Origin of the sequence: Microbacterium sp. AK031, from assembly GCF_024807145.1 — a bacterium.
Lineage (GTDB): Bacteria > Actinomycetota > Actinomycetes > Actinomycetales > Microbacteriaceae > Microbacterium.
Genome location: NZ_JANUCA010000003.1, coordinates 177,706 through 202,406, shown reverse-complemented (window position 1 = coordinate 202,406; position 24,701 = coordinate 177,706). Strand labels below are relative to the sequence as shown.

Sequence of the window (24,701 nt, the reverse complement as noted above, 5' to 3'; positions counted from 1 at the left end):
CCTATTCCTCTCGTTCCTGCTTGAGTTCCTGCACGTAAGCGTCCAGCCGATCGAAGCTCTCGTTCCAGAACTGCTCGAACCCGCCGGTCCACTCGTGGACCGTTCGAAGCCCTTGGGCGTCGATCGCATACAGGCGTTGCTTCCCCGCCCTGCGCTCCCGCACCAGTCCGACCTCTCGAAGCACCCGAAGATGCTTCGACGCGCCCGGCTGAGGCAGTCCCAGCTCCTGTGCCAGCTCGGTCACCGGTCGCTCGCCGGCACGAAGCAGCACAAGGATCTGCCTGCGGCGCGGTTCAGCGATCGCGTTGAACACATCCGAGGTGGTCGCTGCACGTGCCATATTCCATCTCATATACCCATATAGGCAAGTGTTTCAAGATCCGTCTTCGGAAGTTCACGTGGAGCAACGGGCTATGTTCTCGGCCGGGGCCGGCATCCGGCACGATGGAGACATGACAGACGGGTACGACGCCGGGTTCCTGGCCACGCCACTTCCGATGCCCCTGCCCGCGCCCGAAGTTCGAGAACTCACCTACCCGCGGTTCTCCGTTTTGCTCGAACCGCAGCGCAGACTCGCGGCCGTCACCGCCGTCAACATCGACGGCGCACACCTGCGCGAAGTGCCGCGCGCCGGCGATTGGCGACTCGATCCGCGGATCCCCGCTGAGCAACAGACGGGTCCGGACGTCTACGCCCGAAACGATCTCGATCGAGGCCACCTCGTGCGTCGCCGCGACCCGGGGTGGGGTGCGCCGGACGAGGCGCGCGACGCCACCGAAGCAACCTTCTTCTATCCGAATGCGGCACCACAGGCGGCCGGCTTCAATCAGTCGAAAGACCTCTGGCTCGGCCTCGAGGACCACGTGCTCGCGTACGCCGAGACGACCGACCAGCGCGTGTCGGTCTTCACCGCGCCGGTGCTCGCAGATGGCGATCCGCCCTACCGCGGCATCCGAATTCCCCTGCGCTTCTGGAAGGTCGCCGTGTGGCAGGGACCGAACGGTCTCGCATCGACCGGTTTCATTCTCGACCAGTCAGAACTCGTCGACACGTCCGAAGACCTTCTCGCCTCACCACCACTGGGGGCGTTCCGCACGTTCCAAGCACCCATCGCAGACATCGCAGACCTGACCGGGATCGACTTCGGACCCTTGTCGGATGCAGACGTGCTGAAAGCGCAGACCCTTCGCACCGATGTCTGGCGCGCACTCGTCACTGCACACGAGATCATCCTCTGACCCGCTGGCGACCCCAACACACGCTGATCAGACTCCACCTCACCGAACGCAGGAGCCCATGCCCGACAACCGAGACCAACCACCCCGAGCGCGCGCGACGGCGAACTCCCGCGCAACCCGCCGTATTGAACTGACCATGCACAAGCCGTGGTTTGCGATGTACGCAGCCGTCAGGCCGACGCTCGTCATCGCCGGGCGCGGTCAGCCGACGCAGTGGGGCCTCGGCACGTGGCAGGTTCCAGCTGAGGAGACCGTGACGATCGGCGTTTTCCTTTTCAACCGAGTGTGGCGCTTCGGTCAGGCAGAGTTCACGCTCGAATCTCGCCACGCGGCGTCACTCACGTATCGTGCACCGGCGCTGCCCTTCCTCCCCGGCCGGATCCACCTCGATACGGAGGAACACGCGCCCCGGTGATTGCGCAGGTGCCGCTACGCGATGACACCGACCTCAGCATCCGGCGGGGCGAGCTTGCGGTCTTGCGTGGGGAACAGCACCTTCTGAATGATGATGATGATGCTGGCCGTAACGGGGATCGCGACGAGAGCACCGAGAATGCCTCCGAGCGTGCCGCCGCCGACTGCCGCGATCACGACGATCGCGCCTGGCACCGACACTGCGCGACTCATGATGCGCGGGCTGAGCACATACGCCTCGATCTGCATGTAGATGAGGTAGTAGATGGCCGCGATCAGCGCGGTGAGCGGTGCATCGACCAGACAGATCAGCGAGATGACGATCGATGCGCTGAGGGTTCCGACGAGCGGGATGAGTGAGCCGATGAACGCGATCAACGCCAGCAACGCCGGCACCGGCGCTCCGATAATGCTCATGAGGATTATCGTCAGCACTCCGTTGATCGAGGCGAGACTGGCCTGACCGATCACATAGCGACCCACGGCAGTCGACACATCCTCGAGCAACTCGCTGAAGCCCGGGCGACGGTACGCCGGAACAAAGCGCGTCGCGATCCTCTTCATTCCCCGCAGCGATGCCATGAAATACAAAGTCAGGATGAGCACGATCGTCACGCCGGTGACCGCGCTCGCGATCCCCGACCCGACCGCGATCAGCCCGCCGCCGATCTGACCCAGATTGTCAGGGTCTTGAACGAACTCCAACGCCCCATTCGCCGCATCCTCGATCTCCGCACCGTACTGACCGGTCAACTGCGTGAACCAGTCGCTGTTCATCACATCGTCGATCATCTTCGGGGCGTCTTCGATGAGGTTGGCGATCTGACGCACCAGCATCGGCACGATCGCGAGAAGGATGCCGGCGAAGATGATCAGCACTCCGGAGACGACCACGCTCACAGCCGCCGCGCGCGGCATCCGCTTCTCCAAGAAGACCACAACAGGATCCAGCCCGAGAGCGAGGAACAGCGCCACGCCGATGTAGATCAACACGGTCGCGAGCTGTCCGATGATCGCGCCGATCAAGAGCGCGAGGAGCACACCGAGCGCTCCGACCAGACCGAAGGTGAACGGATCGATTCGGTTCAGGCGGCTGCTGTCCGTTCCCGATCCCCCACCACCGCTCTGCCTGACGCGATGCCACATGCTGCCCCCTGTTCTCAGTTGCGGAGTCACATTCGAGCACCGTCACCGCGTCAGGTCAAGGGGGATGACGGCCGGGTCACGTCGTGCGAAGACCGATCTCCGACCGCGTGGCGGATCGCGCCCGCATCGGTGTTCGATACCGGCCGGGGATGACGTCCACCCGCCACCTCGACACAATGGAAGTATGTCCCCCGAACGCCACTGGAGGTTGTTGACTTCCGTCCGCCGCGCCATCAGTACCGACCCGTCGAAGGTCGCGCTCACCGAGGCGTACCCGGTGCTGAGCGAGACCATCGTTGTGAAGATCCTCGACCTCGCCCTGCGGATCGGCGAGTCGATGTTCGCAGTCGGTGCTTCTGCGCACGACGTCACCTTCGCGATCACCCGCGTCGCCCAAGTGTATGGACTCGCCGGCGTTCAGGTGGACGTCACGTTCAACGCGATCGGTGTCTCGTACCATCGCGGCGAAGAGGACTGGCCGACGACGCTGCTCCGCGTGGTGCGCGCAGCCTCGCCTGATCACGCGAAACTGCAGCGACTGCAGGCACTGCTCGTCGACATCACTGAGGGCATGGAACTCACCGAGGCGCGCATAGCCTTCCGGATCATTCGTCGCACTCCGTTTCTGTATCGGCCCATCGTCGTGATCTTCGCCCGCGCGCTGCTGACCGTCGGCGTCGCGCTGCTCTTCAGCGCGTCGCCGCTCGTCATCCTGCTCACCTTCGTCGCAGCGCTCTGTGCGGCATTCACCCAGGCCGGTCTCGCGCGTCTGCAGGTGCCGTCCTTCTTCAGCCAGATCGCCGGCGCCTTCGTCATCACCGCATTCGCGACCATTACTTCCGCATTCGGTACGGCCGGCATCACGCCGTTCGATCACGTACAGCCCTCGGTCATCGTCGCCTCAGGCATCGTGCTGATGCTCTCCGGGCTCACCGTGGTCGGCGCGGCACAGGACGCGATCGACGGATTCGCGCTCACCGCGGGCGGCCGCATCCTCGACCTCACGATGCAGACCGTCGGCGTGGTCCTCGGCATCCTCATCGGCCTCGAACTCGCTCGCCTGGTCGGATACAGCATGGCGCTGCCCGATGACGCCCTGCCGTTCGGCCCGCTGCCCGCGCAGATCGCCGGCGCCATGATCATCGCAGTCGCCGTCGCGCTGTTCAACGGCGCGGGGATGCGGATCATCCTTGTCAGCGCCGTGTTGAGCGTAATCGCGATCATCGGCTACAGCTTCACTATTCTGCTCGATGTCCACGAAGGTGCGGCAAGTGCTGTCGGGGCACTCCTCGCCAGCTTCATCGGCATCCTGATCTCGCGCAATCTGCACGTCCCGTCCGTCGCCGTCACGACGGCAGCGATCGTCCCCCTCGTGCCAGGCTCGGCTGTGTTCAGAGGCCTGCTCGGCCTCGTCGACTCCGACGGGACGGCCGAGGGGATGCTGGTGAGCATCAGTCCCCTTGTGCTCGCAGCCTCGATCGGCGTCGGCCTGGCTGCCGGCGCATCTCTCGGCCTCTACCTCGGCACTCCTCTGCGCGTGACGCTCGCCAGCGTTGCGAAGTCGCGCGCCCGCGTTCGGCGCTGAGACGGCTTCTGCACACCGCGCACGGAACGACGATTCTTCACAACGTTGGAAATTGGCATTGACCTTGCCCCTCTCCGCCTGCAAGAGTATCCGCGTACGGGTTTACGACGTTGTAAATGCAGTCACGGCGAATTGATCCGTATTCCCCCATCCGGCCCGGTACGAGCCGCGCTCGCGCGTCTCACCCGAGTCGGCCGAGTCACACGAGATGAGGAATCGATGGAGATCACATCCGAGAGTCGGTATTCGAGCCGACTCGGAAGAACGAGGCGCGCGGCTGCACTGCTCACCGCAGCCATGGTCGCATTTGCTGGACTGGCATTCGCCGCTCCGGCGGCTGCCGCCACCCCCTGGGTCAATGTCCAGGATGACGGTTACCTGAGGATCAGCGTGCCCAACGCCTCGGTCGAAGAGGCAGTCGGGCCAGTGTCGCAGGTGGTCGTCGAAGGCAACTTCGGGCCTTCGTTCAACTGGGCCCAGATCGGCCTGCAGCGCAGCGGTGCCAATTGGACCGCGACCTACGGCCCGTTCGAGCCCGGCCTGTACTATTACCAGGTCACCGGCGACGACAGCAAGGTTCTCAAGGATGCCAGCAACCCCACGAGCGTCGCATCCGAGCCCGAGTGGAGCACATTCTTCATTCCCGGTGAGTCCGCAGCACTGCTGGCGGATGCCCCTGAGGATGCCGGCACGATCGAGACGCTGACTTACGACAGCTCTATCGCGAACGAAGAACGCGAAGCGCTCGTCTGGGTGCCTCCGACGTACAAGCCCAAGGGCAAGAAGCTTCCCGTGCTCTACCTGCAGCATGGCGGCGGACAGAGCTACCGCGATTGGGTCGAGGTCGGTCGCGCAGAGCAGATCCTCGACAACCTGTGGCTGTCCGGCCAGCTCGAGGACATGCTCGTCGTAATGGGCAACGGCAACGTGCCGGACTTCTCCGCGGAGCTGATGGACAACATCGTTCCTGCAGTGGAGGGTCAGTACAACGTCTCGCCATCGAGGAACAAGCGGGCGTTGGCCGGTCTGTCGATGGGCGGCGGCCAGACGTTCGAGGTCTTCAGCGAGCACCCGGGCGAGTTCACGGCGGTCGGCACCTTCGGCGCCGGGCGTTTCGGTGACCTCGATGGCATTCCGGTCAAGAAGATGAACAACAAGACCGACCTGTTCCGCGTCTACGTCGGCAACGCGACGGATGCCGCGCACAATGACGTCTTCGACTCGTTCCAGAAGTTCGACGAGCTCGGCCTCGAGTACCAGTTCGACGGCGTCAACCCTGATGCCGGTCACAACTGGAACGCGTGGCAGGAGAACCTGATCGACTTCGCGCCGCGGCTGTTCACCGGCAACTCATCCGATCCGGCGATGAGCGACGGGCACACCGCGCTCACCGAGCGCTTCGAGACGCCGGCATCCGGCACGACGCCGACGCCGTGGATCAGCGAGGACGGATTCGTCACGTTCGAGACGACGACCGAGTTCGCGGATGCCGAGTACGCCTCAGTGTGGGCGAACATCGCCCCGGGCGGCAGCTGGCTGCGCGTGGAGATGAACAAGGTCGACGATCGCTGGCAGGCGACCATCGGACCGCTGGATCCGTGGTTCTACCACTACCGCCTCATCGTCGACCGGCAGGCCGTCAAGGACACGTCGAACCCGACATCCGTGACGTCCGAACCCATGTGGAGCACCTTCCTCGTCGAGGGCGAGGAGTCGCGTCTGCTGACCGACGTGCCGGAGGGACAGGGCGGCGATCTGGACGTCATGACGTACCAGAGCACCGTGGCCGGACAGGAACGCAGCGCCTATGTGTGGACGCCCCCGGGCTACGACGCAGACCGTGCTGAGGGCTATCCGCTGTTCGTGCTCAATCACGGTGGCGGGCAGAGCTGGACGGATTGGGTGGAGGTCGGACGCACGCGTCAGATACTCGACAACCTCTTCCTGGACGGCGCCATCGAGCCGATGGTCGTGGTGATGCCGAACGGCAACGTCAACGACTATCCGAAGGAGCTGCTGGAGAACGTGGTCCCGGCGACGGAGCAGAACTACAACGTCAGCAGTGATCCGCACCAGCGCGCACTCGCCGGCCTCTCGGCCGGTGGCGCGCGCACCCTGTCGGTCATGAAAGCGCATCCGGACCAGTTCTCCTGGATCGGTGTCTTCTCTGCCGGCTTCGGCAGCGGCAACGGAGTGGACGTCGAGGCGATCAACGCCAACACCGACATGATCCGTTTCTACATCGGCGACATCACCGACTTCGTCTATCAGGGGATGATGACCTCTCTTGCGACCATGGACGCGATCGGCCTCGAGTACGAGTTCGACGGCGTGACGCCCGGCCCGCACGGGTGGGACGTCTGGCAGAAGAACCTCATCGACTTCGCTCCTCGGCTGTTCCAGGAGTGAATGACGACGTCTGACTGAACCGCATACGGTGGCGCCGTCGCCTCTTCGACATGGAGAGGCGACGGCGCCACTCGCGTGTGCGCCTCGAGACTGTCAGCTGCGGCTGCGCCCGAGGTAGACCGTGTTCGACGACACCCCGCCCGTGACCGGGTTGTCGAAGTCGACCACGTGCGCCGCGGTGTCGTCGAAGACGGCATTCATCCGGGCCATGAAGTCGTCGTCGGGCGGGTCATCCGACCACAGCACGAAGACGCCCCGCGGCGCGAGATGGCGATCGAGCGCGCGCAACCCGGCGGCGCTGTATAGATCAGCGTGCGTCGGGTCGAGTTGATGGCGCGGGGAGTGATCCACATCGAGCAGAATGGCAGAGTACCCACTGCGGTCTTCCGCGGGCGCGGCCCGCATCACGGCGAAGAAGTCGTCCTCCACCAGGTTCGTTCGCGCATCGCCGACCAACTCGGACGACACCGGCAGCAGCATCCGCTCGTGCCAGCCGATCACGGCGGCGAGCCGATCGATCACCGTGAGTGCACGCACGCGCTCGTCCCGCAACGCGGCGACAGCGGTGTAACCCAGCCCGAGGCCCCCGACCAGCACCGAGAGCTCGTCGCCCTCGACTGCGGCAAGCCCCAGGTGGGCGAGTTCTTCTTCGGCCACCGTGAACAGGCTCGACATGAGGTACTCGTCGCCGAGCTTGACCTCGTAGATCTCCTGGCCGACGGCAGGCTCCGTGCGGCGCCGCAGCATGAGGTCGCCGATCGGTGTGGGCTGCCAGTCAAGTTCTTCGAACCGAGTGATCACTGCGGCGTCCCTCCGTCACAGCTCACACTACCCGCGCCAGACAACAGGCCTCGGCAGAGGCCCGACAAGGCGCTCCAGTTCTGCTGCCAGCGCAATGATCCGCGCTTCCCCACCCGGCCGGCCGATCAGCTGCACGCTGACCGGATGGCCTGCACCGCTCAACGTCACCGGCACCACGATCGCGGGCAGCCCAGCGACGTTCACGAAGCTCGAGTACGGCGCGTACCGCACCTGCTGGGAGAAGTTCTCGGCGGCATCCGTCGGATGGAACCAGCCGACGGGCTGAGGCGGCAGCGCGAGCGCCGGCGTCAGCACGGCGTCGAACGGAGCGAAGGCCGTGATGGTCTCCCGCTCGAAAGTCGTCGCGGCCGCGAGAGCGTCGAGCACCTGCGTGCCGGTCAGCGCCCGTCCCTCACGCGCGAGCCACGCCGTGATCGGCTCCACGAGCTGGAGTTCCGCATCCGACAGATTCATTCGCGCGGCGCTCGTGCGCCAGATCGTCGTGAACATCTCCGCATAGCCCCTCGGACGCCACTCGAACAGATCGACGCCGTGTCCGGCATCCGCCAGCAATGCAGTCGCAATGTCCACCGCGCGCGCAGCATCGGGATCGAGCCGGATGTCCTCGGCCTCATCCCACGGCGACACGGTCGTGACACCGACGCGAACGGATGCCGGTGCCGACGTCGCAGTATCGAGGAACGACGCCCCACCGGGCGCCGACGTCGCGTACGAGTACGCGCGTCCGCGCACCTGAACGTCGAGCAGCAGCGCAGCATCCGCCACATTCCGCGCGATCGGGCCGGCCACCGGCAGACCGCCGGGACTGTCGAGGCCGGAGGCGAACGGAACCCTCCCCCGCGATGGTTTGAGCCCCACGACGCCCACCGTCGCGGCGGGAATGCGGATCGAGCCACCACCATCGGATGCCGGGGCGAGCGGGAGCAGTCCCGCAGCCACCGCCGTCGCCGCACCGCCGCTCGATCCTCCCGCACCGTTGATCGGGTTCCACGGGTCGCGCGCGGGCGGGGCGATCTGCGTCTCGGTGTAGCCGGTGAGGCCGAACTCCGGGGTGTTCGTCTTGCCGAGACTGATGCCACCGGCTTCATCGAGCACCGCAGCCTGATCGGCCGTGGTATCCGGAACGAAATCCTGGTGCAGACGGGAGCCGAAACGTGTCGGCACTCCGGCACGCGGCACGAGGTCCTTGTCGCCGAACGGCAGTCCCCACAACGCGCCCTCCGGCGCCGCGTCTGCGAGTGAAACGGCGCGCGCGAGCGCAGCATCCGCCGTCACCTCGACGAACGCGCCGAGACCGTCGTCCAGACGCGCGATGCGGTCGAGATAGTGCCGGGTGAGCTCGACGGGACCAACCTCGCGCGCGCGGAGCGCCGCCAACTGTTCGATCGCCGTCAGGTCGTGGAGCTCAGCCATGCCTCGAGCCTACGGGCGGCACACGATTCACTGCCTGGGCGGCATCCCCTGCTGCTGAGTGCTCGGCGGCCCCGCATACGGGTCTCCGGGTCGCTGACCCGCACGCTCCGCATCGGCACGAAGGATGCCGTTCTTCACTGCAGTGCGCATGAGCAGGTATCCGATCCACAGCATCAGCGCGATGGTTCCGAGATAGATCACCAGTCCGAAGATGATGGCGCCGATTCCGAGGCCTGCGGCCATTCCTGAATAGTCATTGTCCATGCCCACAAAGTAGCGAATGGGCTGCGCCGCCGAAAGGGCATCCTCTACCGGTGAGGTCTCCTACGCCCGTCCGAACTGCGCCACTGCGGGGCAGTCGAACGGATCGCCCGCGGCGAGGCCGACGCGGTTCAGATACTCGATGACGATCGCGTACGACTTGAGAAGGCTGGTCTCGGTGTACGGCACGTCGTTGGCGAGGCAGTAGTCGCGCACGATCTCCCTGGCCTTCGCCAGGTGCGGGCGCGGCATGTTCGGGAAGAGGTGGTGCTCGACCTGGTAGTTGAGGCCGCCCATGAACATGGTCACCCACCAGCCACCGGAGATGTTGCGCGAGGTGCGCACCTGCTTGGTGAAGAAGTCCAGTCGGGCGCCCGGCTCGATGATCGGCATGCCCTTGTGGTTCGGCGCGAACGCTGCGCCCATGTAAACGCCGAAGACGGCGAGCTGCACGCCCATGAAGGCGAACGCCATCCCGAGCGGGAGCATGAGGAAAACGGGAACCAGAACAGCCGCTAGGCGCGCGGTGATCAGCGCCAGCTCGATCCAGCGACCCTTGACGTCCTTCTTCGTGAGCAGGTACTTCAGGCCGAGGTAGTGGAGATTCAGGCCCTCGAGCGTCAGCAGCGGGAAGAACAGCCACCCCTGCTTGCGCGTGATCAGACGGATGAGGCCGCGAGACTTGGCAGCGTCCTCTTCGAGGAACGAGACCGTGTCGACTTCGATGTCGGGGTCCTTGCCCACCTGGTTGGGGTTGCCATGGTGCTTGGTGTGCTTGTTGTCCCACCAGGAATAGCTCATCCCGACGAGTCCTACGAGGACGCGCGCAAGCCGGAAGTTCGCCGGGCCCGAAGTGAGGACCTGCCGGTGCGCCGCCTCGTGCGCGACGAAGGCGATCTGCGTGAAGATGATGCCGAGAGCTCCGGCGATGAGCAGCTGGAACCAGCTGTCACCGAGCAGGATGAAGCCCGTGACCGCTCCGCCGAGCGCGAGCGCGATGCCCAGCGCGTTGAGCAGATAGAACCACTTGGTGCGCTGCAGCAGGCCCATCTCGCGGACGACCTGCGACACGTTCTTGAACGCGCGTGCCATAGGCGGGAAATCGGCATTGCCGGAGTACGTCTGACGTACCGGTCCGAGGGTGCTGGTCGTTTCGACGACCGTTGAGGTGGAGATGTTGCTTCTCCTGTCGATCGGAGCCCTTGAGCTGTGAAAGCCAAAGGCAGCTGCCGATCGCTTACCTTAGGCTAACGCGACCCGTATGCGCCCCGACGTATACATACCAGGCGCGCCGACCACCGTCAGGAGCGAGCGCGGCTGAGGTGGCGACGCAGCGTCCGCCGAATCGAGCGGGAGTTCCGGCGCGGTTTGCCGTCCAGCGCGCGCCGCGCGTCGGCGAGGGTCACGAATGCGCCGAGTTCGGTGCCATGGCTGTCGTGCGTGAGATGCCTTGTGCCGTCGAACTCGACGAAACCGGCGAATTCTCCGTCTCGGGTCGCGACGTGCACGTTGTCGTCTGCTTGCTTCCAACTCAGTGGTGTCGGTGAATGGATGGAGGTACTGGTCATTGTGATGCTCATTGCTTTTGTCCGTGCGCGCGCAGGCGCGCCTCATGTTCTTCGAGATCGAGCGGATGCCGCGCGCGTCGGTGCGTGCGGTCCTTTACGGCCCTGATCAGTGGCGACGTGATGCGCCGAAATCGCGGCGAATCCTTCACGTTGCAGGATCAGTGTACCCGATATCGGTCGGAGCCGTCGGTTCGGGGCTCTTACGCCGCAGGAATGTTCCGCTGCTGGACCGGGGGACGGATCACCAGCACCACGACGAGAACGATCATGATGCCCGCGGTCAGCGTGATCGGAACCGGGATGAGCGGATCCAGCAGCACGACGAACGCGCCGATCGGGAAGACCGTGTTCACGATGCGATCCGCATGGTCGCGGATCGCGATCCACCAGATTCCGATGAGGAACACAGCGATCGGCACCGTGACCGTGAACGAGGCTGTGAGCGGGCTGAGTTCGCTGTGCCCGGTGAGCACGTCGATCTCGACCTCGATGCCGGCGGAGAAGGCGGCGGCAGCGGCGAACACGAAGTAATGCGTGTAGCCGTAGCGGAGCGACCGTCCGAAGGACGTGATCGCACGGTGGTGCGGCGGCCAGAAATAGATCCACCACAGGGATGCCGTCACGATGAGCGTCAGCACGGCGATCGCGATGAGCGGACCGAGCGATTCGACCTCATGCAGTGCTTCGATGATGGCGTTCGCCGAGGCGAGCAGGCTTTCGCCCAGCACGATGATCGTGAACAGGCCGTATCGCTCGGTGATGTGGTGCGGATGCCACGGCGTCTGCTGCCTGTACTCCGCGAAGACAGGGATCGAGATCTCGACGAGCGCGAAGACGACGAAGGCGGGGACGCGAAGCTCCGACGGCAGGAAGAGGAAGGCCACCCAGAGAACTTGAGCGACCCCGATGCCGAGCGCATAACGCCGGGTGGCCGTGCGAAGTGGGCGAGAGCCACGAGATGCACGCAGCCACTGGGCGATCATCGCGATGCGCATGATGATGTAGCCGACGACCGCGATCAGGAAATCGCCTTCGGAGAAGGCGCTCGGGACCCCCGCCGCGAGCACCAGCACACCACCCATCTGCACGAACGTCAGCACCCGGTAGAGCCAGTCGTCCGTGTCGTAGCTGGTGGCGAACCAGGTGAAGTTCATCCACGCCCACCAGATGGCGAAGAACACCATCGCATAGCTGGTGACTCCGTGCAGGAAATCGCCCTCCGCGAGCGCGTGGTGCAGTTCGGCGGAGGCGATACTGACCGCGACGACGAAGACGAGATCGAAGAACAACTCCAGCATGCTGGCGCTGCGGTGCGGTTGGTTCGGGTCTCGCGGCAGCATCCGGTTCAGTCGATACCGGGCGGGTGCGGTCTGTCCATTCACCGGGACATCGTAGCCCGATTCGTCAGAGTTCCCCCGGCCGCATCGCCTCAGCGTCGATCGCGCGGATGATGCGCTGGGCGGCGGTGTCCGGTTTCGATTCGGACACCGCCGACGCGGCATCCGTTCGTCCCCTTGCCCGGCGAGGCGCGTAGACGAACAGCGAGTGGAACAGGAAGCGTGCGAAGAACGCGACGATCAGCGAGAGCCCGGTCGCCAGCACACTGGAGATGTGCCAGGTCTCGACCATCAACGCCATTATCGGGATGCGCAGGGCGGCCTCGATGTTGTTGAACGTGAAGGAGGCAGCGAAACGGGTTCCGACGCCGCGGGCATCAGGGCGCATGTCGCCGAAGACGAACCGCTCCTGAAGGAAGAAGTTGCCGACGATGGTGACCTCTGCGCCGATGATCGCGGCCCAGATGTACGGCATCCCCATCGTCGTCAGAGCCCACATGATGGCGAGATTCGCGACCGCGCCGATGCCGCCGATCACTGCGAACAGCGACATCTTGCCGAACCGCAGCCGCGCGAGGTGAGCGATGAACGTCGCCCCCTGGCGCAGCGTGGCCTTCGATGTGCCGTTGCGGCGCTCGGAGAACTCCATCGGCACCTCAGCGATGCGCACATCCGATCTCGCGAGGATCTCGAGCAGGATCTTGAAGCCCTGCGGGCGTAGTGCCGGCACGTCGAGGCGACGGCGGTCGACCAGGAAGAAGCCGGTCATCGGATCGGTGCTGCGCGCCAGTCGCCGGGGGAACATCGCCTTCGTGAGCAAGGTCGCGGCCCGCGAGACACCGAATCGCACGGCGGTGCCGAGACCTCGAGAGTGGCCACCGCCGACATAGCGGGACGCCGCGACGACGTCGACATCACCCCGCTCGAAACGAGAGAGCATCTCGGGAATCAACTCGGGCGGATGCTGAAGGTCGCCGTCCATGACGATGCAGATGTCGGCGGCAGCCTCTGCCAAGCCGAGCGCGACAGCTCCGCCGAGTCCTCCGGTGTTCTCCGCACGATGGATCACCCGCACCGGAAGCGCTGCGTCGGCCGAGACGCGTTCGACCTCGCCGGCCGTGCCGTCTGTGCTGTCGTCGATGACGAGGATCTCGGCGTCTCGATCGGCCAAGACCGCGCCAGCACGGACGACGAGCTCGGCGATGTTCTCGCGTTCGTTGAAGGTGGGGACGATGATCGTGACAGCAGTGCGCATTCTCGTCCCCTCTGATCGCGCCGGTCAGCAAGACCCATCGTTTCATGTTCCACTATGAACTTTCGCTGTCTCCCCGAGCCTGTGCACAGCGCTTCAGCGATGATCCCGTTTCAGCGCCTGCCCATCCGCACTCCCATATCCTGGATTCATGACTTCTCCCGCCTCTGACTCCATTACCCTGTTCGGCGCCGACTGGTGCCGCGACTGCGTCCGCACCAAGAAGCAGCTCGATGAGCTCGGCATCGAGTACACCTATGTCGACCTTGTGGCAGAGCCTGCGGCGGCGGACGTCGCCAAGGAGATCTCGGGCCGTACGAACATTCCCGTCGTCGTCTACCCGGACGCGTCGCACCACGTCGAGCCCCGCAACGAGGACGTCGAGTCGAAGCTCCGCGAGCTGTCGCTGATCTGAGACCGCATCGCGCCGCTACACTGGCGCGATGAGCACTGACGCTCGACCCGAACGAGCATCCGTCCGCCTTTCCGCGCGAACGATCGTCACCTATTCGATCGGATCCCTCGGCACCGGCGGCTATGCCACGCTGCCCGGGCTCGTACTGACTTACTTCCTCACCGACAATCTCGGTGTCGCGGCCCTCGCCGCCGGGATCATCGTCACATCGGCGAAGGTGTGGGACGTGGTGATCGATCCGCTGATCGGCGCAGCATCCGACCGTCATCTCGCCCGCACCGGCTCTCGACGCGGGTTCATGCTGATCGGCGGTCTGACACTGCCGATATTCTTCACCCTCACCTTCGCCGTGCCGCCGTCGTGGGGACCGGTCGCGAGCGCGATCTGCGTGCTGCTCGCCTTCCTCGGCACAGCGACGTCCTTCAGCCTGTTCCAGGTTCCGTATGTCGCACTGCCGGCCGAGCTCACCCGCAGCTACGACGAGCGCACGCGCCTGCTGGGCTGGCGTGTGGTCGTGCTGACCGCCGCCATCCTGCTGTTCGGCGCCGGCGGCCCGATGCTCCGCCGCGCGACCGGCGATCCGGTCACCGGCTACCTGCTGATGGGGATCATTGCGGGTGTCGCGATCGGCATCGGCATGCTGATCGCGAGTCGCACGGCGGATGCCGCGGCGAATGCCGTCGCCCCTTCGGCGGACTCGGGGAAGAGCGAGTCCGCGCCTGGCCTGCGCGCCCAGTACCTCTCCGGCTTCCGGGCGCTGCGGCGCAGCCTCCCGTTCCGCGCACTGCTCGGCACCTTCCTCCTGCAGGCTCTCGCCACGGGCACGATGCTCGCCGGTGCGCAGTATGTCGCGACGTGGGTGCTGCGCGACGAGGCGGCCGTCGAGGTGCTCTTCGTCGCTCTCGTCGGCCCTGCTCTCATCGCGACCCCCGCGTGGACCGTGATCGCGAACCGCATCGGCAAGGAACGCTCGTTCCTCGGCGCCAGCATCCTGTTCCTCGTCGCGTCAGCGACGATCACGCTCGCGGTGTGGGCACCCGGGCCGTGGATCTTTGCCTCCGTCGCCGTCGCCGGCGTCGCCTATGCGGGGTTGCAGTCGCTGCCGATGGCGATGCTGCCCGATGTCATCTCGCACGACGAGCGCACGACAGGCCCCGGCCAGGCCGGGACGTTCACGGGGATCTGGACCGCCGGCGAGACGATCGGCTTCGCCCTCGGGGCGACAGCCGTCGCACTCATGCTCGCCTCGACGGGGTATGTCTCCAGCGTGGCGGGGGCCAGCGCCGTCCAACCGGATGCAGCAGTCATGGGCATCGTGCTCAGCTTCAGCATCCTGCCCGCCGCGCTCATGGCGCTCAGCCTCATTCCGCTGTCGCGTTACAGCCTGCGCCGACACGACGTCGAGGCCGCACCGATACAGCCCGCATAAGCTGGGCGCGTTACCCCGTACGAAGGAGATGCCGATGACGTCAGCGCCCCCCTTGGCCCCCGCAAGAGGGCTCGACGAGTCCGACCGCGAGCGGCTGGATGCCGCGATCGAAGAACTCGAGACCGGCGCGCGCACCTGGTCTGCTCTCACCGTCGGGCAGAGGGCGACGCTGCTGGGTGCCGTCCGCACCGCTGTCGCAGCATCCGGCGAGGAGTGGGCCCACACGGCGGCCGTGTCCAAGGGGCTGAACGGCAGTCATCCGCTGCGCGGCGAGGAGTGGCTGTCGGGTCCGTACAGCACTCTCGGCGCACTCGATGCCTACATCGAGACTCTGTCCAGGCTGGCCGAAGGCCGCAATCCGCTCGAAGGAATCCGCGTCGACCGGGCGCCTGGAGGGCGCACCCGTGTGCACGCATTCCCGCTGACAGGTGTCGACAAGGCGCTGCTCTCGGGATTCACCGGCGAGGTCTGGCTCGATCCCGGCGTCACGCCGCGTGCGGCTCGTGCGGGCGCCGGTCTTGCTCAACGCACCCCAGGAGAATCCGGCGGTGTGGGACTCGTGCTCGGCGCGGGCAACGTCACATCGATCCCGGTCCTGGATGTGCTGTACGAGCTGCTCGCCCACAATCGCACGGTTCTGCTGAAGGTGAATCCGACCCAGGACGCGCTCGTGTCGGTCTTCGAGCACGCGTTCGCTCCCCTGATCGAGCCGGGACTCCTGCGCATCGTCCGCGGGGGCGGCGACGTCGGTGCGTATCTCACCGCCCATCCGAGGCTCGCGCACGTGCACATCACCGGGTCCGCAGCGACGTTCGATGCCATCACCTGGGGCACAGGCGCCGCGGCGAAACGTCGCCGTCGCGAGAATCGTCCGCTTCTGAAGAAACCGATCACCGCGGAACTCGGCGGCGTCTCGCCGATCATCGTCGTGCCGGGCGAGTGGACCGCTGCCGACCTCACCTTCCAAGCCGAGCACATCGCGACGATGCGACTGCAGAACTGCGGCCACAACTGCATCGCCGGTCAGGTCGTGATCATGTCATCCGATTGGGATCAGGCAGACGCCTTCCGCGCCGCGTTGCGCCGCGCCTATGCCAAGGCTCCTGAGCGCTCGAACTGGTATCCGGGATCGGACGATCGGATGCAGCGCGCCGGCGACGACTACCCGGATGCCCTCGTGCTCGGTGACCGGCTCCTCGTCGAGATCGGCGAGGGCGAGGATGCGACCGCGCTGGAGAACACCGAGTATTTCGCCCCGGTGCTGGGCGTGGTCGAGGTCGGCGGCACCGGGCAGGAGTTCCTGGATGCGGCCATCGCGCATGCGAACGACCGCCTGCAGGGCACGCTGGGTGCGAACCTGCTGATCGACCCCGCGACGCAGAAGTCTCTCGGCAGCGGCTTCGAACGCGCGATCACCCAGCTGCGATACGGATCGATCGCGATCAATGCCTGGACCGCGTTCGGGTTCATCACGCCGACGCTCACCTGGGGCGCCTTCCCCGGCAACACGCTCGCGGATGTGGGAAGCGGCATCGGCGTCGTGCACAACGCGCTGCTTCTGGACCGCGTCGAGCGATCCGTCGTGCACGGACCGTTCCGCCCGTTCCCGCGGTCGCTGCCGGGCGCGAACGGCGGTGGACGGTTCACGATCCTCCCGAAGCCGCCGTGGTTCGTCACGGCGGCGACCGGGGCGCAGGTCTCGGAGGGACTCACGCGGTTCCGAGCGGACGGCGGAGTCCTCGGTCTCGTGAAGACTCTGCTCCGGGCGCTCCGCGCCTGACGGCGCTCCCCCGAGCCCGTCTATGTGGCGCGAACCTACGCTTCAGACCGAGAATGCGGAGGTTAGCGCCACATAGACGGGCGGAGAACGCCTGAGTTAGTCGTCGGCGAAGAGATCCGCCGCGTCGCGCAGCGCCTGCTGGATGCCGGGTTCGGATGCTGCGTGCCCGGCATCGTCGATGACCACGAACTCGGCCTCTGGCCACGCCCGGTGAAGGTCCCACGCCGTCATCATCGGCGTGCCGACGTCATAGCGGCCCTGCACGATCACGGCGGGGATGTGCCGGATCGTGTCGATGCCCGCGATCAGCTGCCCTTCGGCGAGCCAACCGCGGTGCAGGAAGAAATGGTTCTCGATCCGGGCGAGCGCAACGGCAGCGGCGGGCTCGGTCATCGAGGCGATCACGTCCGCATCAGGTCGAAGCGTGACGATCGACGCCTCCCATTTCGCCCAGGCCAGCGCCGCCGGTACATGCACTGCGGGGTCTGGATCGCTCAGCCGGCGATGGTACGCCTCTGTCATCCGGCTTCTCTCGAGCACGGGGATCGGAGCGATGAACTCCTCCCACAGGTCGGGGAAGAACACCGCGGCCCCGCCATCGCAGAACCATTCCAGCTCGACACGCCTCAGCGTGAACACGCCGCGCAGGATCAGCTCGCTCACCGCATCCGGATGCGCCTGCGCGTAGGCCAGTGCAAGAGCGCTCCCCCACGAACCGCCGAAGACCAGCCATTTCGCGATGCCGAGGTTCTTGCGCAGCAATTCGGTGTCTGCGATCAGGTGCGCGGTGGTATTGAAACGCAGGTCGGCATCAGGCTCGCTGACATGCGGGAGGCTCTTGCCGCACCCGCGCTGATCGAACAGCACGATGCGGTACTTCTCCGGATCGAAGAACTGCCGCTGCCACGCCGAAACGCCGCTGCCGGGACCGCCGTGCAGGAAGACGACCGGCTTCCCCTCAGGGTTCCCGCTGACTTCCCACGCGATGCGCTGACCGTCTCCGACGATCAGCATTCCGCTGTCGTATGGTTCGATCGGCGGATACAGTGCATCCAGGTTCATCGCGTACTGCCCCCGGTCGGTGAAATCGGCCACCTTCTGGCGGTCATCCCACCGTATCTTGGAGCCGCCGGAAGGGCCGGCAGGCGCCTCGCGGTTCAGGAGACCAGTTCGACGCCGACCGCGGGATCGAACGTATCGCACACTCCAAGTCCATTCTGGTAACCGTTGGCGAACCAGTACTGCCGGTTGCTACTGGATCCGTGCGTGAACGACTCAGGGTTCGAGAACCCAGACATCTCCTGGATGTGGTCGTCTCCAACCGCGAGCGCGGCGTTCAGCGCGTCCTGCAGCTGCGCCTCAGTCGGCGTCTCCAGATACTGTTTTCCTTCTGGATCGGTCTGCTCTGCCGCATCCTTGAGCCAGGCGCCGGCGTAGCAGTCGGCCTGCAGCTCCGTGCGGACGCCATTACTGCCTGGGCCGGTGCCGTTGTTCGGATACTGCGTCATCGTCCCGGTGATGTTCTGGATGTGATGGCCCCACTCGTGGCCGACGATGTACAGCTGCGCCAGGTCGCCCGCCGATGCGTCGAACTGCTGACGCATGATCTGGAAGAAATCGGGGTCGATGTACACGCCCTGCTCCGGCGGGCAGTAGAAGGGCCCCACGGAATTGGATGCTGTGCCGCATTGCGTCGACGTCTGACCGTGGAAGACGTACAGCTGCGGTGGCGTGTAGCCCTCGAGATGCTGCTCCCAATAGTCGTCCAACAGCACTTGGGACCCGGCCATGCGGCAGTCGTCCTGAGTATTCGCATCTTCGCCCGTCTCGCAGGCGAGCGTGGTGCCGCCTGACTCCGGCGACGTGTCGCCCTGCGAACCGCCGCCGACGAGCCCTGTCAGGTCGACACCGAGCAGAGGTCCGGCGATCAGCGCGAGGATGCCGAGAATACCTACGCCGCCGCCGGCGATCGCTGCCGTCCGTCCGGGGCGACGCGTGCGGTGGCCCGAGATGTCGGAGTCAGGGTTGAACGTCATGGGATGAGAATACCGCTCCATTGGGGCGTGCACCCGCAGCAGACGTAGGCTCGTGCCATGGCTACCACGATCACGATCACAGGTGCAGGCGGACAGATCGGATACGCGCTGCTGTTCCGCATTGCGGCTGGAAATCTGCTCGGCCCCAACGAGAAGGTGCGTCTTCGGCTGCTCGAGATCCCCCAGGGACTCCGAGCCGCTGAAGGCGCGGCGCTGGAGCTGGACGACGGCGCCTTCGACCTGCTCGAGCACGTCGAGGTGACCGATGATCCGGCCATCGGCTTCCACGGAGCGAACCTCGCGCTGCTGGTCGGCGCGCGGCCTCGCGGTCCCGGTATGGAACGCGGGGATCTGCTGGCCGCCAATGCCGGGATCTTCGGTCCGCAGGGCAGGGCGATCGCCGAGCACGCCGCAGCGGATGTGCGCGTCACCGTGGTCGGAAACCCGGCGAACACGAATGCACTGATCGCCGCAGCATCCGCCGAAGGCCTTCCGACCGAGCGCTTCACCGCGCTCACCAGACTCGACGAGAACCGTGCCCGCGCGCAGGTCGCCGCCGCACTGGATGCGCCGGTGTCGAGCATCCGCCGCGTGCCGATCTGGGGCAACCACTCGGCGACGCAGTTCCCCGACATCTCGTACGCCACCGTCGACGGACGACCCGTGGTCGATGCGCTCGCGGAACGCGTCGGAGATGTGCGGGAGTGGCTCGAGCAGACGTTCATCCCCCGCGTCGCGAAGCGCGGCGCCGAGATCATCGAGGTGCGCGGGTCATCGTCGGTGGCATCCGCCGCGAACGCCGCGATCGAGCACAGCCGCGACTGGGTGCGCGGCACGGATGACTGGACGAGCGCCGGCGTCGTGTCGCACGGCGAGTACGGTGTGCCGGAGGGGCTCATATCGTCGTTCCCGGTGCGTTCGGTCGACGGAGAATGGCAGATCGTCGAGGGCCTCGAGCTCAACGATTGGGCGCGCGCGAGGGTGGATGCCTCGGTCGCCGAACTCGTCGAGGAGCGAGAAGCGGTGCGGACGCTGGGGGCCCTGTAGCCCGATCTTCCGGTGCAGGTATCCGCATGTCCCAGGCGCAGGGCAGAATGGATGCTGGAGGGGCGCCGATGAACGATGCGACTGATCTGACGACCGGGAACCGTGACATCGGTGAGCCGTTGACGAGTCCGCTGCATCTGCCGCACGCGGCCACCGAATGCGAGAAATGCTTCACCGAGCTTCAGCATGATCACGACTGGTGGCACGCCCGACCGCAGGGCTCACGCCTCGTCGGATTGGTCATCTCGCGCGACGGCATGCCGAGCGTCGTCAAGCAACGCGATGAACTCACGCGCTTCGGCGTGCCGATCGAAGGGTTCCGCCACCCGGCGCCCGAGATCCTCGAGAGCTGGAGCGATCGCCTCGCTCGATTCGTCTCGTCTCTGAACAAGGGCGATGTGCTGGTCGTCGCCAATGCGCGTGCGCTCGGCCGGGATCGCGACGAGGAGACGCGGACGATCACCGAGCTGCGTCAGCGCGGCATCATGGTGAAGGTGCTGAGCCACGATTCCCGGCACCTCGCCGACGCGGTGCGCTGATCATCCATCGGCGCTGACCCGTCGCCGATCAGGAGTGCGTGCGAGGGTCAGGGGTGCGTGCGAGCGACGCGTCCGAGCGCGCTCGCGAGCGCGACGATCTGCTCGGCGTCATCGGCTGCGACGGCGACCAGTGGATACGCGTCGGGTTCTTCCTCGAGGTACACGAGCGCAAGCCCATGCGCATCGATGATCTCGTTCGCGACAGCAACGGCGATCGGCAGATCTGTCTCGACATCTCCGACCGGGTCGAGATCCGCACCGGTAGCGACGATGCGCGGCAGTGCGGCCAGCGCATCCGCGAGCTGCGCCCCGCTGTCCTTCCGGTCCAGGTAGGCGAGCGCACCGGCGTCGTCGAGGCCGTCGATCATGACGAGCCACGGGTCGACATCGTGTGCGGATTCGATGCCACGGGAGCGGAGCTCATCGGCGTGCGTCGCGAAATACTCCGCGGGGTGGTCGACGGCCAGTCGCACTGATGGCGCGAGTTCAACGTCATCGTCGAGCAGCGTGCACAGACGGGTCCATTCCTCGTTCATGTGTCTCCCTTCGGCTCCGTACGTGCCGCGGCTCAATCGCCGTCCGAGTCCTGCTGACTCCGCAGACTCTCGTCATCGAGGAGAGGCAGATCCGCGCGGGTGACGACCTGCGAGGTCACGGCGTACTCGACCAATCTGGCGCGGCGGTTGGTGGCGAGCTTGCCCGGTCCACCGCGAAGTCCCTGCACTCCCATGCGGTCGAGTTTGTCGCAGACGTTGTCGAGTTTGCGGTTGAACTTGCTCATCGTCCATCCGAGGCGCTTGGCCGCGTCGCTCGACGAGGGCAGCTCGTTCATGCTGACGCCCTCACGGCGCAGCATGGGCTCTGCGAGTGCGACCATGAGCTGCTTCTGCAGTGCCGTGAAGCTTGCCGGCATGACGGTCGTCTCACCGCTCATCGACCACTCCACCTGGTGTGACACCTCGTATGGAGCCTGCTCGGTGTGAAGGCTCAATTCGTAGGTCACGGGTCCGGCGGTGAACACGATCACGCTGCGTTCGAAGACGAGGGGCATCCGCGCGCCCGGCGACAGCCACGACTGCACTGCTCCTCCGGCACTGGAGATCGTGGCAGCCAGACGCACTCCGACGTTCGCGAGCCACCACAGCCCGTCGCGATGCTGCAGCTCCAGGAAGTGCCTGTGCAGGTAGGGATTGTCATCGACCTCGAGGTCGCCTTCGCGTCCGATGATGAACGGCCTGTCCGCCGGCAGGTCATGCCATTCTCCGGCGAACTCGAGACGCAGTGGCGCGGGTTCGCGCACAGCACCCCTCCCGGCATCCTCATCCAGCGTCGTCGCACGATTCAACTCGGTCACGTATCGACCCCCTCCGCGAACATCTTGCCACGGGAATGCCGTCGGCGAACTCCAGGATCATCGACAGGGAGCCCAGCCGGGTCACGTGCACATCATCGTCGTCGTGCTTCTGAGGTCTCCACTACACACGAACGGCGAGACCGAGCGGCGACCTCGTCGCTAGCGCTGCACGGACTGATCGTGCGAAAGATCGAGCTCGCGGAGTTCATACTTCTCAGAAACGGCCTCAGCGCGGTAGAAGTCGGCGAAGATCGCCGCCGCCTCCTCCTTGTCGAAAAGCTCGTTCGGTGCGACCCGCACCGCGCGCTCATCGCTGATGGGCACGAGTACGCGATCACCTTCGGCAGCCTCGCGACGCCCGACAGTGTAAAGACGTCCTGTTGCGTCGGAATCCAGGAGGCGAACCTCAACCGTCATCGCGTCTGCCGAGCCGGCTGCCTGAATGAACGTGTCACCCGCATCCTGTCGCCGGACGACGATGCTCTCAGGATTCTTCGCGCGCCAGATGCTGTACGTGTACTTGCCCGCACCGTCGAGGTGGCCGAGCATGAGACGAAGATGGTCGAGAATGGGTCGGCGCCGTTCGTCGATCCACCCGGTCTGTCCACGCGCAGTCGTCTCTGCAAAAGGTCCGTAGCTTGTCATGATTCCTCCCGGACGATCACCCTCGTGACCAGGATGTCGTTGCCGTTCAACTTGCCCGCGGCTGGTGTTCCCGCATTGACGGCATTGTCGAACTGATACTGGGTGTTACCAGGCTGCGCGTATTTCTCCAATGCATTGCCCGATTTAATCTCGATGCCATCATATGTGTTCGGGCCTTCGCCGTTTTGCACGAGGCCATCGTATTTGCGGCCATTCTGAGGAGAGCCGTCGTAGTCGACAACCACTTGATCGGTGATGACATCGACGTCGTTGTCCTCCCCATACCGCTGGAGACCAAGCTTCTCCTTGTCCAGCCACGGTTTGTTGTCCTGGCCGTTTGCATAGTGGCCGAGATGGTCACGACCATCTCCCCTGTCCACTCCGCGACCAGTCGGCGAGGGCGAGGACGGGACGTTAGGCGCGTCCGAAGCGTCGAAGTGGTCGTTGCCACGCACTTTGGTCTTCATCTCTTCGAGAGCATCATCAACTTTGCGGGTGACGCCCGGAAGTCTGACCTCGGCATCCTTGCCCGCTTTGAGACCCGCCTCCGCCACGTCATCCCACATGCGCCGCAACGACACCATCAGGCATCCCCTCCGAAGCTGAGCGCGGAGAATTCCGCATAGAACGTCGACGTCAACGTCGAGATGTCTTCACCACGCAGCTTCATCTCCGACTGCGTATCCTCCAACGCCTGCAGATCCGCATAGAACTCATCCGAATCCCCCACAACGCCCTCCACCACCGGCGCATCCAGAATCGCATCGATGATCGCAGGGACTTGCTCCGCCAACGGCTGAATCACCATCGGCGCCAACTGCTCCAGCAGTTGTTCCAAGGCGATGTCCACCGCTGCGTTCAGCAGCTTCTTCTTTAGCAGCAGCATCGGCCCCGCACCCAACGCGGTCACCGGATTCGTCAACATTCCCACCAACGCGATCATCGTCGTCGTCACATCGAAGATCACCTTCATCTTCAATCCGAAGACGACTTCCGCACCGACATCCATGGCTGTCGACGCAGGAGGCATGATGTCGACCAACTGCTGCAGATTCTGCGAACGGGTCGTATTCCACGCACTCAGCATCGCCGGACCGGTCTTGCCCCGCAACGCAACGCTCAGATCGCCATTGACCTTCCGATCGACCGCCTGGATCACCGTCTCCAGATCAGTCCCGAGATTGCGCACCAGGACAGCACCCTTACGGACCTCATCCTCATCAATGTCCGGCCACTCGAACCCCAGCTTCTCCATCACCCAGACAAGCTCATTCGGCAACATCATTCCCACGATCGCACCTCCTCCTGCACTGACTGTAGGCAGATGAGGCGAAGATCACGATGGGCAGCACTTCCCACCCCATGGCCCCTCGCGCTCAGTCACGTCCTGGATAGTCGATGTCGACGCTGACGAATCGCGAATCCGGAACCGGCTTCACCGCGATGCTCGCGCCCTCCAGTGCACCGGGCTCCAAGCCGAATCGGACCTCGAGTTCACCCTGGCTGAGCGCAGTGAGATCGCGGGATTCGCCTGCCGGCGCAAGGAAACGCATGTCGCCGTTCTTCTGTCCGTATTTGTCGGGATCGTCCTGCCCGATGGCATCCTCGTACAGTTCCTCGACGAGCTGCTTCGGAACCGTCTTGGGCACACCCTTGACCTCGTCGACGATGTCGCCCGGAATATCGCGGACGCTCTTGCCCACCGAGCGGCCGAGGTCCTGTACCAGGTTGTAGTCCGGGTTCGCGTGCCGCGGAACGTGCCCGTGCGATTCGATGCCACGGCTGACGTCCTCGAGGACGTGGTACTTCTTCGCGTGTGAGGTCGCAGGCTCCTTACGGTGCTTCGGTACGCTGTTCCCGCCTCTTCTATCAAGCGCGCGGATGGCATCGGCATCCGCGCGGTGCCGGCCCCCGCGCTTGCGGAACGCCCCCGCGAAGCCGGTCTTGAATTCGCGTCCAGCGCCGTCGACGGCATCCACGAGATCCTTCATCAGCGACTTCAATTGCATGC

General features: G+C 65.3%; 26 protein-coding genes. 9 read left to right on the top strand and 17 right to left on the bottom strand.

The genetic code is table 11. The features are described 5' to 3' along the window. Position 1: 1 nt before the first annotated feature. Positions 2-340 carry a helix-turn-helix transcriptional regulator gene (locus HDC95_RS08950; protein WP_259063058.1) on the bottom strand — a complete coding sequence of 113 codons (339 nt, stop codon included), beginning with the start codon at positions 338-340 and terminating at the stop codon, positions 2-4. Positions 341-452: 112 nt separating this feature from the next. Here HDC95_RS08950 and HDC95_RS08945 point away from each other — a divergent pair, with 112 nt between their 5' ends. Continuing rightward, positions 453-1,238 carry a DNA/RNA non-specific endonuclease gene (locus HDC95_RS08945; protein ID WP_259063056.1) on the top strand — a complete coding sequence of 262 codons (786 nt, stop codon included), beginning with the start codon at positions 453-455 and terminating at the stop codon, positions 1,236-1,238. Between the two features lie 58 nt (positions 1,239-1,296). Beyond that, on the top strand, positions 1,297-1,653 hold the full coding sequence (locus HDC95_RS08940; RefSeq protein WP_259063055.1) for a hypothetical protein: 357 nt from the start codon (positions 1,297-1,299) through the stop codon (positions 1,651-1,653). Between the two features lie 14 nt (positions 1,654-1,667). Here HDC95_RS08940 and HDC95_RS08935 read toward each other — a convergent pair whose 3' ends face one another. Continuing rightward, a complete protein-coding gene (locus HDC95_RS08935; protein WP_259063054.1) occupies positions 1,668-2,798 on the bottom strand; it encodes an AI-2E family transporter in 1,131 nt (376 codons plus the stop codon). A 184-nt stretch (positions 2,799-2,982) separates the two neighbouring features. Between HDC95_RS08935 and HDC95_RS08930 the strand changes: the two genes are divergently transcribed. Together HDC95_RS08930 and HDC95_RS08925 are read left to right on the top strand one after the other, a co-directional pair. Beyond that, entirely contained in the window at positions 2,983-4,383 is a 1,401-nt protein-coding gene (locus tag HDC95_RS08930) for a threonine/serine exporter ThrE family protein (RefSeq protein ID WP_259063053.1), read from the top strand. Positions 4,384-4,602: 219 nt separating this feature from the next. Next, positions 4,603-6,792 carry an esterase family protein gene (locus tag HDC95_RS08925; RefSeq protein ID WP_259063052.1) on the top strand — a complete coding sequence of 730 codons (2,190 nt, stop codon included), beginning with the start codon at positions 4,603-4,605 and terminating at the stop codon, positions 6,790-6,792. Between the two features lie 93 nt (positions 6,793-6,885). Here HDC95_RS08925 and HDC95_RS08920 read toward each other — a convergent pair whose 3' ends face one another. From HDC95_RS08920 to HDC95_RS08890, 7 genes are all read right to left on the bottom strand, one after another. Further along, positions 6,886-7,593: a spermidine synthase gene (locus HDC95_RS08920; RefSeq protein ID WP_259063051.1), complete on the bottom strand. Its 708-nt coding sequence runs from the start codon at positions 7,591-7,593 to the stop codon at positions 6,886-6,888. 27 nt (positions 7,594-7,620) lie between these two features. Further along, positions 7,621-9,027, bottom strand: a complete 1,407-nt coding sequence (locus HDC95_RS08915; RefSeq protein ID WP_259063050.1) for an amidase — start codon at positions 9,025-9,027, stop codon at positions 7,621-7,623. A gap of 27 nt (positions 9,028-9,054) precedes the next feature. Next, positions 9,055-9,291: a hypothetical protein gene (locus HDC95_RS08910; RefSeq protein WP_259063049.1), complete on the bottom strand. Its 237-nt coding sequence runs from the start codon at positions 9,289-9,291 to the stop codon at positions 9,055-9,057. Between the two features lie 60 nt (positions 9,292-9,351). Further along, positions 9,352-10,380: an acyl-CoA desaturase gene (locus tag HDC95_RS08905; RefSeq protein WP_259063048.1), complete on the bottom strand. Its 1,029-nt coding sequence runs from the start codon at positions 10,378-10,380 to the stop codon at positions 9,352-9,354. 209 nt (positions 10,381-10,589) lie between these two features. Then, positions 10,590-10,856, bottom strand: coding sequence for a hypothetical protein (locus tag HDC95_RS08900; RefSeq protein ID WP_259063047.1), 267 nt, complete (start codon positions 10,854-10,856; stop codon positions 10,590-10,592). A gap of 200 nt (positions 10,857-11,056) precedes the next feature. Further along, positions 11,057-12,196, bottom strand: a complete 1,140-nt coding sequence (locus tag HDC95_RS08895) for a low temperature requirement protein A (RefSeq protein WP_259063166.1) — start codon at positions 12,194-12,196, stop codon at positions 11,057-11,059. Between the two features lie 64 nt (positions 12,197-12,260). After that, complete coding sequence (locus HDC95_RS08890; RefSeq protein ID WP_259063046.1) at positions 12,261-13,448, bottom strand: glycosyltransferase; 1,188 nt, start codon at positions 13,446-13,448, stop codon at positions 12,261-12,263. Between the two features lie 148 nt (positions 13,449-13,596). Here HDC95_RS08890 and HDC95_RS08885 point away from each other — a divergent pair, with 148 nt between their 5' ends. Genes HDC95_RS08885 through HDC95_RS08875 form a run of 3 tightly spaced genes read left to right on the top strand, consistent with a single transcriptional unit; the run spans position 13,597 to position 17,069 of the window. Further along, positions 13,597-13,860, top strand: coding sequence for a glutaredoxin family protein (locus HDC95_RS08885; protein ID WP_259063045.1), 264 nt, complete (start codon positions 13,597-13,599; stop codon positions 13,858-13,860). A gap of 28 nt (positions 13,861-13,888) precedes the next feature. Next, positions 13,889-15,289, top strand: coding sequence for an MFS transporter (locus HDC95_RS08880; RefSeq protein ID WP_259063044.1), 1,401 nt, complete (start codon positions 13,889-13,891; stop codon positions 15,287-15,289). Positions 15,290-15,323: 34 nt separating this feature from the next. After that, a complete protein-coding gene (locus HDC95_RS08875; protein WP_259063043.1) occupies positions 15,324-17,069 on the top strand; it encodes an aldehyde dehydrogenase family protein in 1,746 nt (581 codons plus the stop codon). A gap of 96 nt (positions 17,070-17,165) precedes the next feature. Here HDC95_RS08875 and pip read toward each other — a convergent pair whose 3' ends face one another. Further along, on the bottom strand, positions 17,166-18,131 hold the full coding sequence (pip, locus tag HDC95_RS08870; RefSeq protein WP_259063164.1) for a prolyl aminopeptidase: 966 nt from the start codon (positions 18,129-18,131) through the stop codon (positions 17,166-17,168). Positions 18,132-18,226: 95 nt separating this feature from the next. Further along, positions 18,227-19,105, bottom strand: coding sequence for a neutral zinc metallopeptidase (locus HDC95_RS08865; RefSeq protein WP_259063042.1), 879 nt, complete (start codon positions 19,103-19,105; stop codon positions 18,227-18,229). Between the two features lie 57 nt (positions 19,106-19,162). Between HDC95_RS08865 and HDC95_RS08860 the strand changes: the two genes are divergently transcribed. Both HDC95_RS08860 and HDC95_RS08855 read left to right on the top strand, forming a co-directional pair. After that, positions 19,163-20,152, top strand: coding sequence for a malate dehydrogenase (locus HDC95_RS08860; RefSeq protein ID WP_259063041.1), 990 nt, complete (start codon positions 19,163-19,165; stop codon positions 20,150-20,152). Positions 20,153-20,220: 68 nt separating this feature from the next. Beyond that, positions 20,221-20,691: a dehydrogenase gene (locus HDC95_RS08855; protein ID WP_259063040.1), complete on the top strand. Its 471-nt coding sequence runs from the start codon at positions 20,221-20,223 to the stop codon at positions 20,689-20,691. 47 nt (positions 20,692-20,738) lie between these two features. Here the strand turns inward: HDC95_RS08855 and HDC95_RS08850 are convergent, their stop codons facing one another. From HDC95_RS08850 to HDC95_RS08825, 6 genes are all read right to left on the bottom strand, one after another. Further along, on the bottom strand, positions 20,739-21,227 hold the full coding sequence (locus HDC95_RS08850) for a hypothetical protein (protein ID WP_259063038.1): 489 nt from the start codon (positions 21,225-21,227) through the stop codon (positions 20,739-20,741). A gap of 32 nt (positions 21,228-21,259) precedes the next feature. Next, a complete protein-coding gene (locus HDC95_RS08845; RefSeq protein WP_259063162.1) occupies positions 21,260-21,973 on the bottom strand; it encodes a hypothetical protein in 714 nt (237 codons plus the stop codon). Between the two features lie 231 nt (positions 21,974-22,204). After that, a complete protein-coding gene (locus tag HDC95_RS08840) occupies positions 22,205-22,690 on the bottom strand; it encodes a hypothetical protein (RefSeq protein ID WP_259063037.1) in 486 nt (161 codons plus the stop codon). Then, positions 22,687-23,274: a hypothetical protein gene (locus HDC95_RS08835; protein WP_259063036.1), complete on the bottom strand. Its 588-nt coding sequence runs from the start codon at positions 23,272-23,274 to the stop codon at positions 22,687-22,689. The genes HDC95_RS08840 and HDC95_RS08835 overlap by 4 nt, the downstream gene beginning before the upstream one ends. Further along, on the bottom strand, positions 23,274-23,975 hold the full coding sequence (locus HDC95_RS08830) for a hypothetical protein (protein WP_259063160.1): 702 nt from the start codon (positions 23,973-23,975) through the stop codon (positions 23,274-23,276). The genes HDC95_RS08835 and HDC95_RS08830 overlap by 1 nt, the downstream gene beginning before the upstream one ends. Before the next feature lie 91 nt (positions 23,976-24,066). After that, complete coding sequence (locus HDC95_RS08825; RefSeq protein ID WP_259063035.1) at positions 24,067-24,699, bottom strand: hypothetical protein; 633 nt, start codon at positions 24,697-24,699, stop codon at positions 24,067-24,069. Positions 24,700-24,701: the final 2 nt, after the last annotated feature.

What these genes read in the sequence shown, in the direction of transcription:
- HDC95_RS08945 (WP_259063056.1), top strand. Translation starts at nt 453, where the DNA reads ATGACAGACGGGTACGACGCCGGGTTCCTGGCCACGCCACTTCCGATG.
- pip (WP_259063164.1), bottom strand. Translation starts at nt 18,131, where the DNA reads ATGAACCTGGATGCACTGTATCCGCCGATCGAACCATACGACAGCGGA.
- HDC95_RS08850 (WP_259063038.1), bottom strand. Translation starts at nt 21,227, where the DNA reads ATGAACGAGGAATGGACCCGTCTGTGCACGCTGCTCGACGATGACGTT.
- HDC95_RS08900 (WP_259063047.1), bottom strand. Translation starts at nt 10,856, where the DNA reads ATGACCAGTACCTCCATCCATTCACCGACACCACTGAGTTGGAAGCAA.
- HDC95_RS08930 (WP_259063053.1), top strand. Translation starts at nt 2,983, where the DNA reads ATGTCCCCCGAACGCCACTGGAGGTTGTTGACTTCCGTCCGCCGCGCC.
- HDC95_RS08860 (WP_259063041.1), top strand. Translation starts at nt 19,163, where the DNA reads ATGGCTACCACGATCACGATCACAGGTGCAGGCGGACAGATCGGATAC.
- HDC95_RS08840 (WP_259063037.1), bottom strand. Translation starts at nt 22,690, where the DNA reads ATGACAAGCTACGGACCTTTTGCAGAGACGACTGCGCGTGGACAGACC.
- HDC95_RS08875 (WP_259063043.1), top strand. Translation starts at nt 15,324, where the DNA reads ATGACGTCAGCGCCCCCCTTGGCCCCCGCAAGAGGGCTCGACGAGTCC.
- HDC95_RS08940 (WP_259063055.1), top strand. Translation starts at nt 1,297, where the DNA reads ATGCCCGACAACCGAGACCAACCACCCCGAGCGCGCGCGACGGCGAAC.
- HDC95_RS08865 (WP_259063042.1), bottom strand. Translation starts at nt 19,105, where the DNA reads ATGACGTTCAACCCTGACTCCGACATCTCGGGCCACCGCACGCGTCGC.
- HDC95_RS08830 (WP_259063160.1), bottom strand. Translation starts at nt 23,975, where the DNA reads ATGATGTTGCCGAATGAGCTTGTCTGGGTGATGGAGAAGCTGGGGTTC.
- HDC95_RS08855 (WP_259063040.1), top strand. Translation starts at nt 20,221, where the DNA reads ATGAACGATGCGACTGATCTGACGACCGGGAACCGTGACATCGGTGAG.
- HDC95_RS08915 (WP_259063050.1), bottom strand. Translation starts at nt 9,027, where the DNA reads ATGGCTGAGCTCCACGACCTGACGGCGATCGAACAGTTGGCGGCGCTC.
- HDC95_RS08890 (WP_259063046.1), bottom strand. Translation starts at nt 13,448, where the DNA reads ATGCGCACTGCTGTCACGATCATCGTCCCCACCTTCAACGAACGCGAG.
- HDC95_RS08835 (WP_259063036.1), bottom strand. Translation starts at nt 23,274, where the DNA reads ATGGTGTCGTTGCGGCGCATGTGGGATGACGTGGCGGAGGCGGGTCTC.
- HDC95_RS08925 (WP_259063052.1), top strand. Translation starts at nt 4,603, where the DNA reads ATGGAGATCACATCCGAGAGTCGGTATTCGAGCCGACTCGGAAGAACG.
- HDC95_RS08910 (WP_259063049.1), bottom strand. Translation starts at nt 9,291, where the DNA reads ATGGACAATGACTATTCAGGAATGGCCGCAGGCCTCGGAATCGGCGCC.
- HDC95_RS08885 (WP_259063045.1), top strand. Translation starts at nt 13,597, where the DNA reads ATGACTTCTCCCGCCTCTGACTCCATTACCCTGTTCGGCGCCGACTGG.
- HDC95_RS08950 (WP_259063058.1), bottom strand. Translation starts at nt 340, where the DNA reads ATGGCACGTGCAGCGACCACCTCGGATGTGTTCAACGCGATCGCTGAA.
- HDC95_RS08935 (WP_259063054.1), bottom strand. Translation starts at nt 2,798, where the DNA reads ATGTGGCATCGCGTCAGGCAGAGCGGTGGTGGGGGATCGGGAACGGAC.
- HDC95_RS08880 (WP_259063044.1), top strand. Translation starts at nt 13,889, where the DNA reads ATGAGCACTGACGCTCGACCCGAACGAGCATCCGTCCGCCTTTCCGCG.
- HDC95_RS08825 (WP_259063035.1), bottom strand. Translation starts at nt 24,699, where the DNA reads ATGCAATTGAAGTCGCTGATGAAGGATCTCGTGGATGCCGTCGACGGC.
- HDC95_RS08895 (WP_259063166.1), bottom strand. Translation starts at nt 12,196, where the DNA reads ATGCTGCCGCGAGACCCGAACCAACCGCACCGCAGCGCCAGCATGCTG.
- HDC95_RS08905 (WP_259063048.1), bottom strand. Translation starts at nt 10,380, where the DNA reads ATGGCACGCGCGTTCAAGAACGTGTCGCAGGTCGTCCGCGAGATGGGC.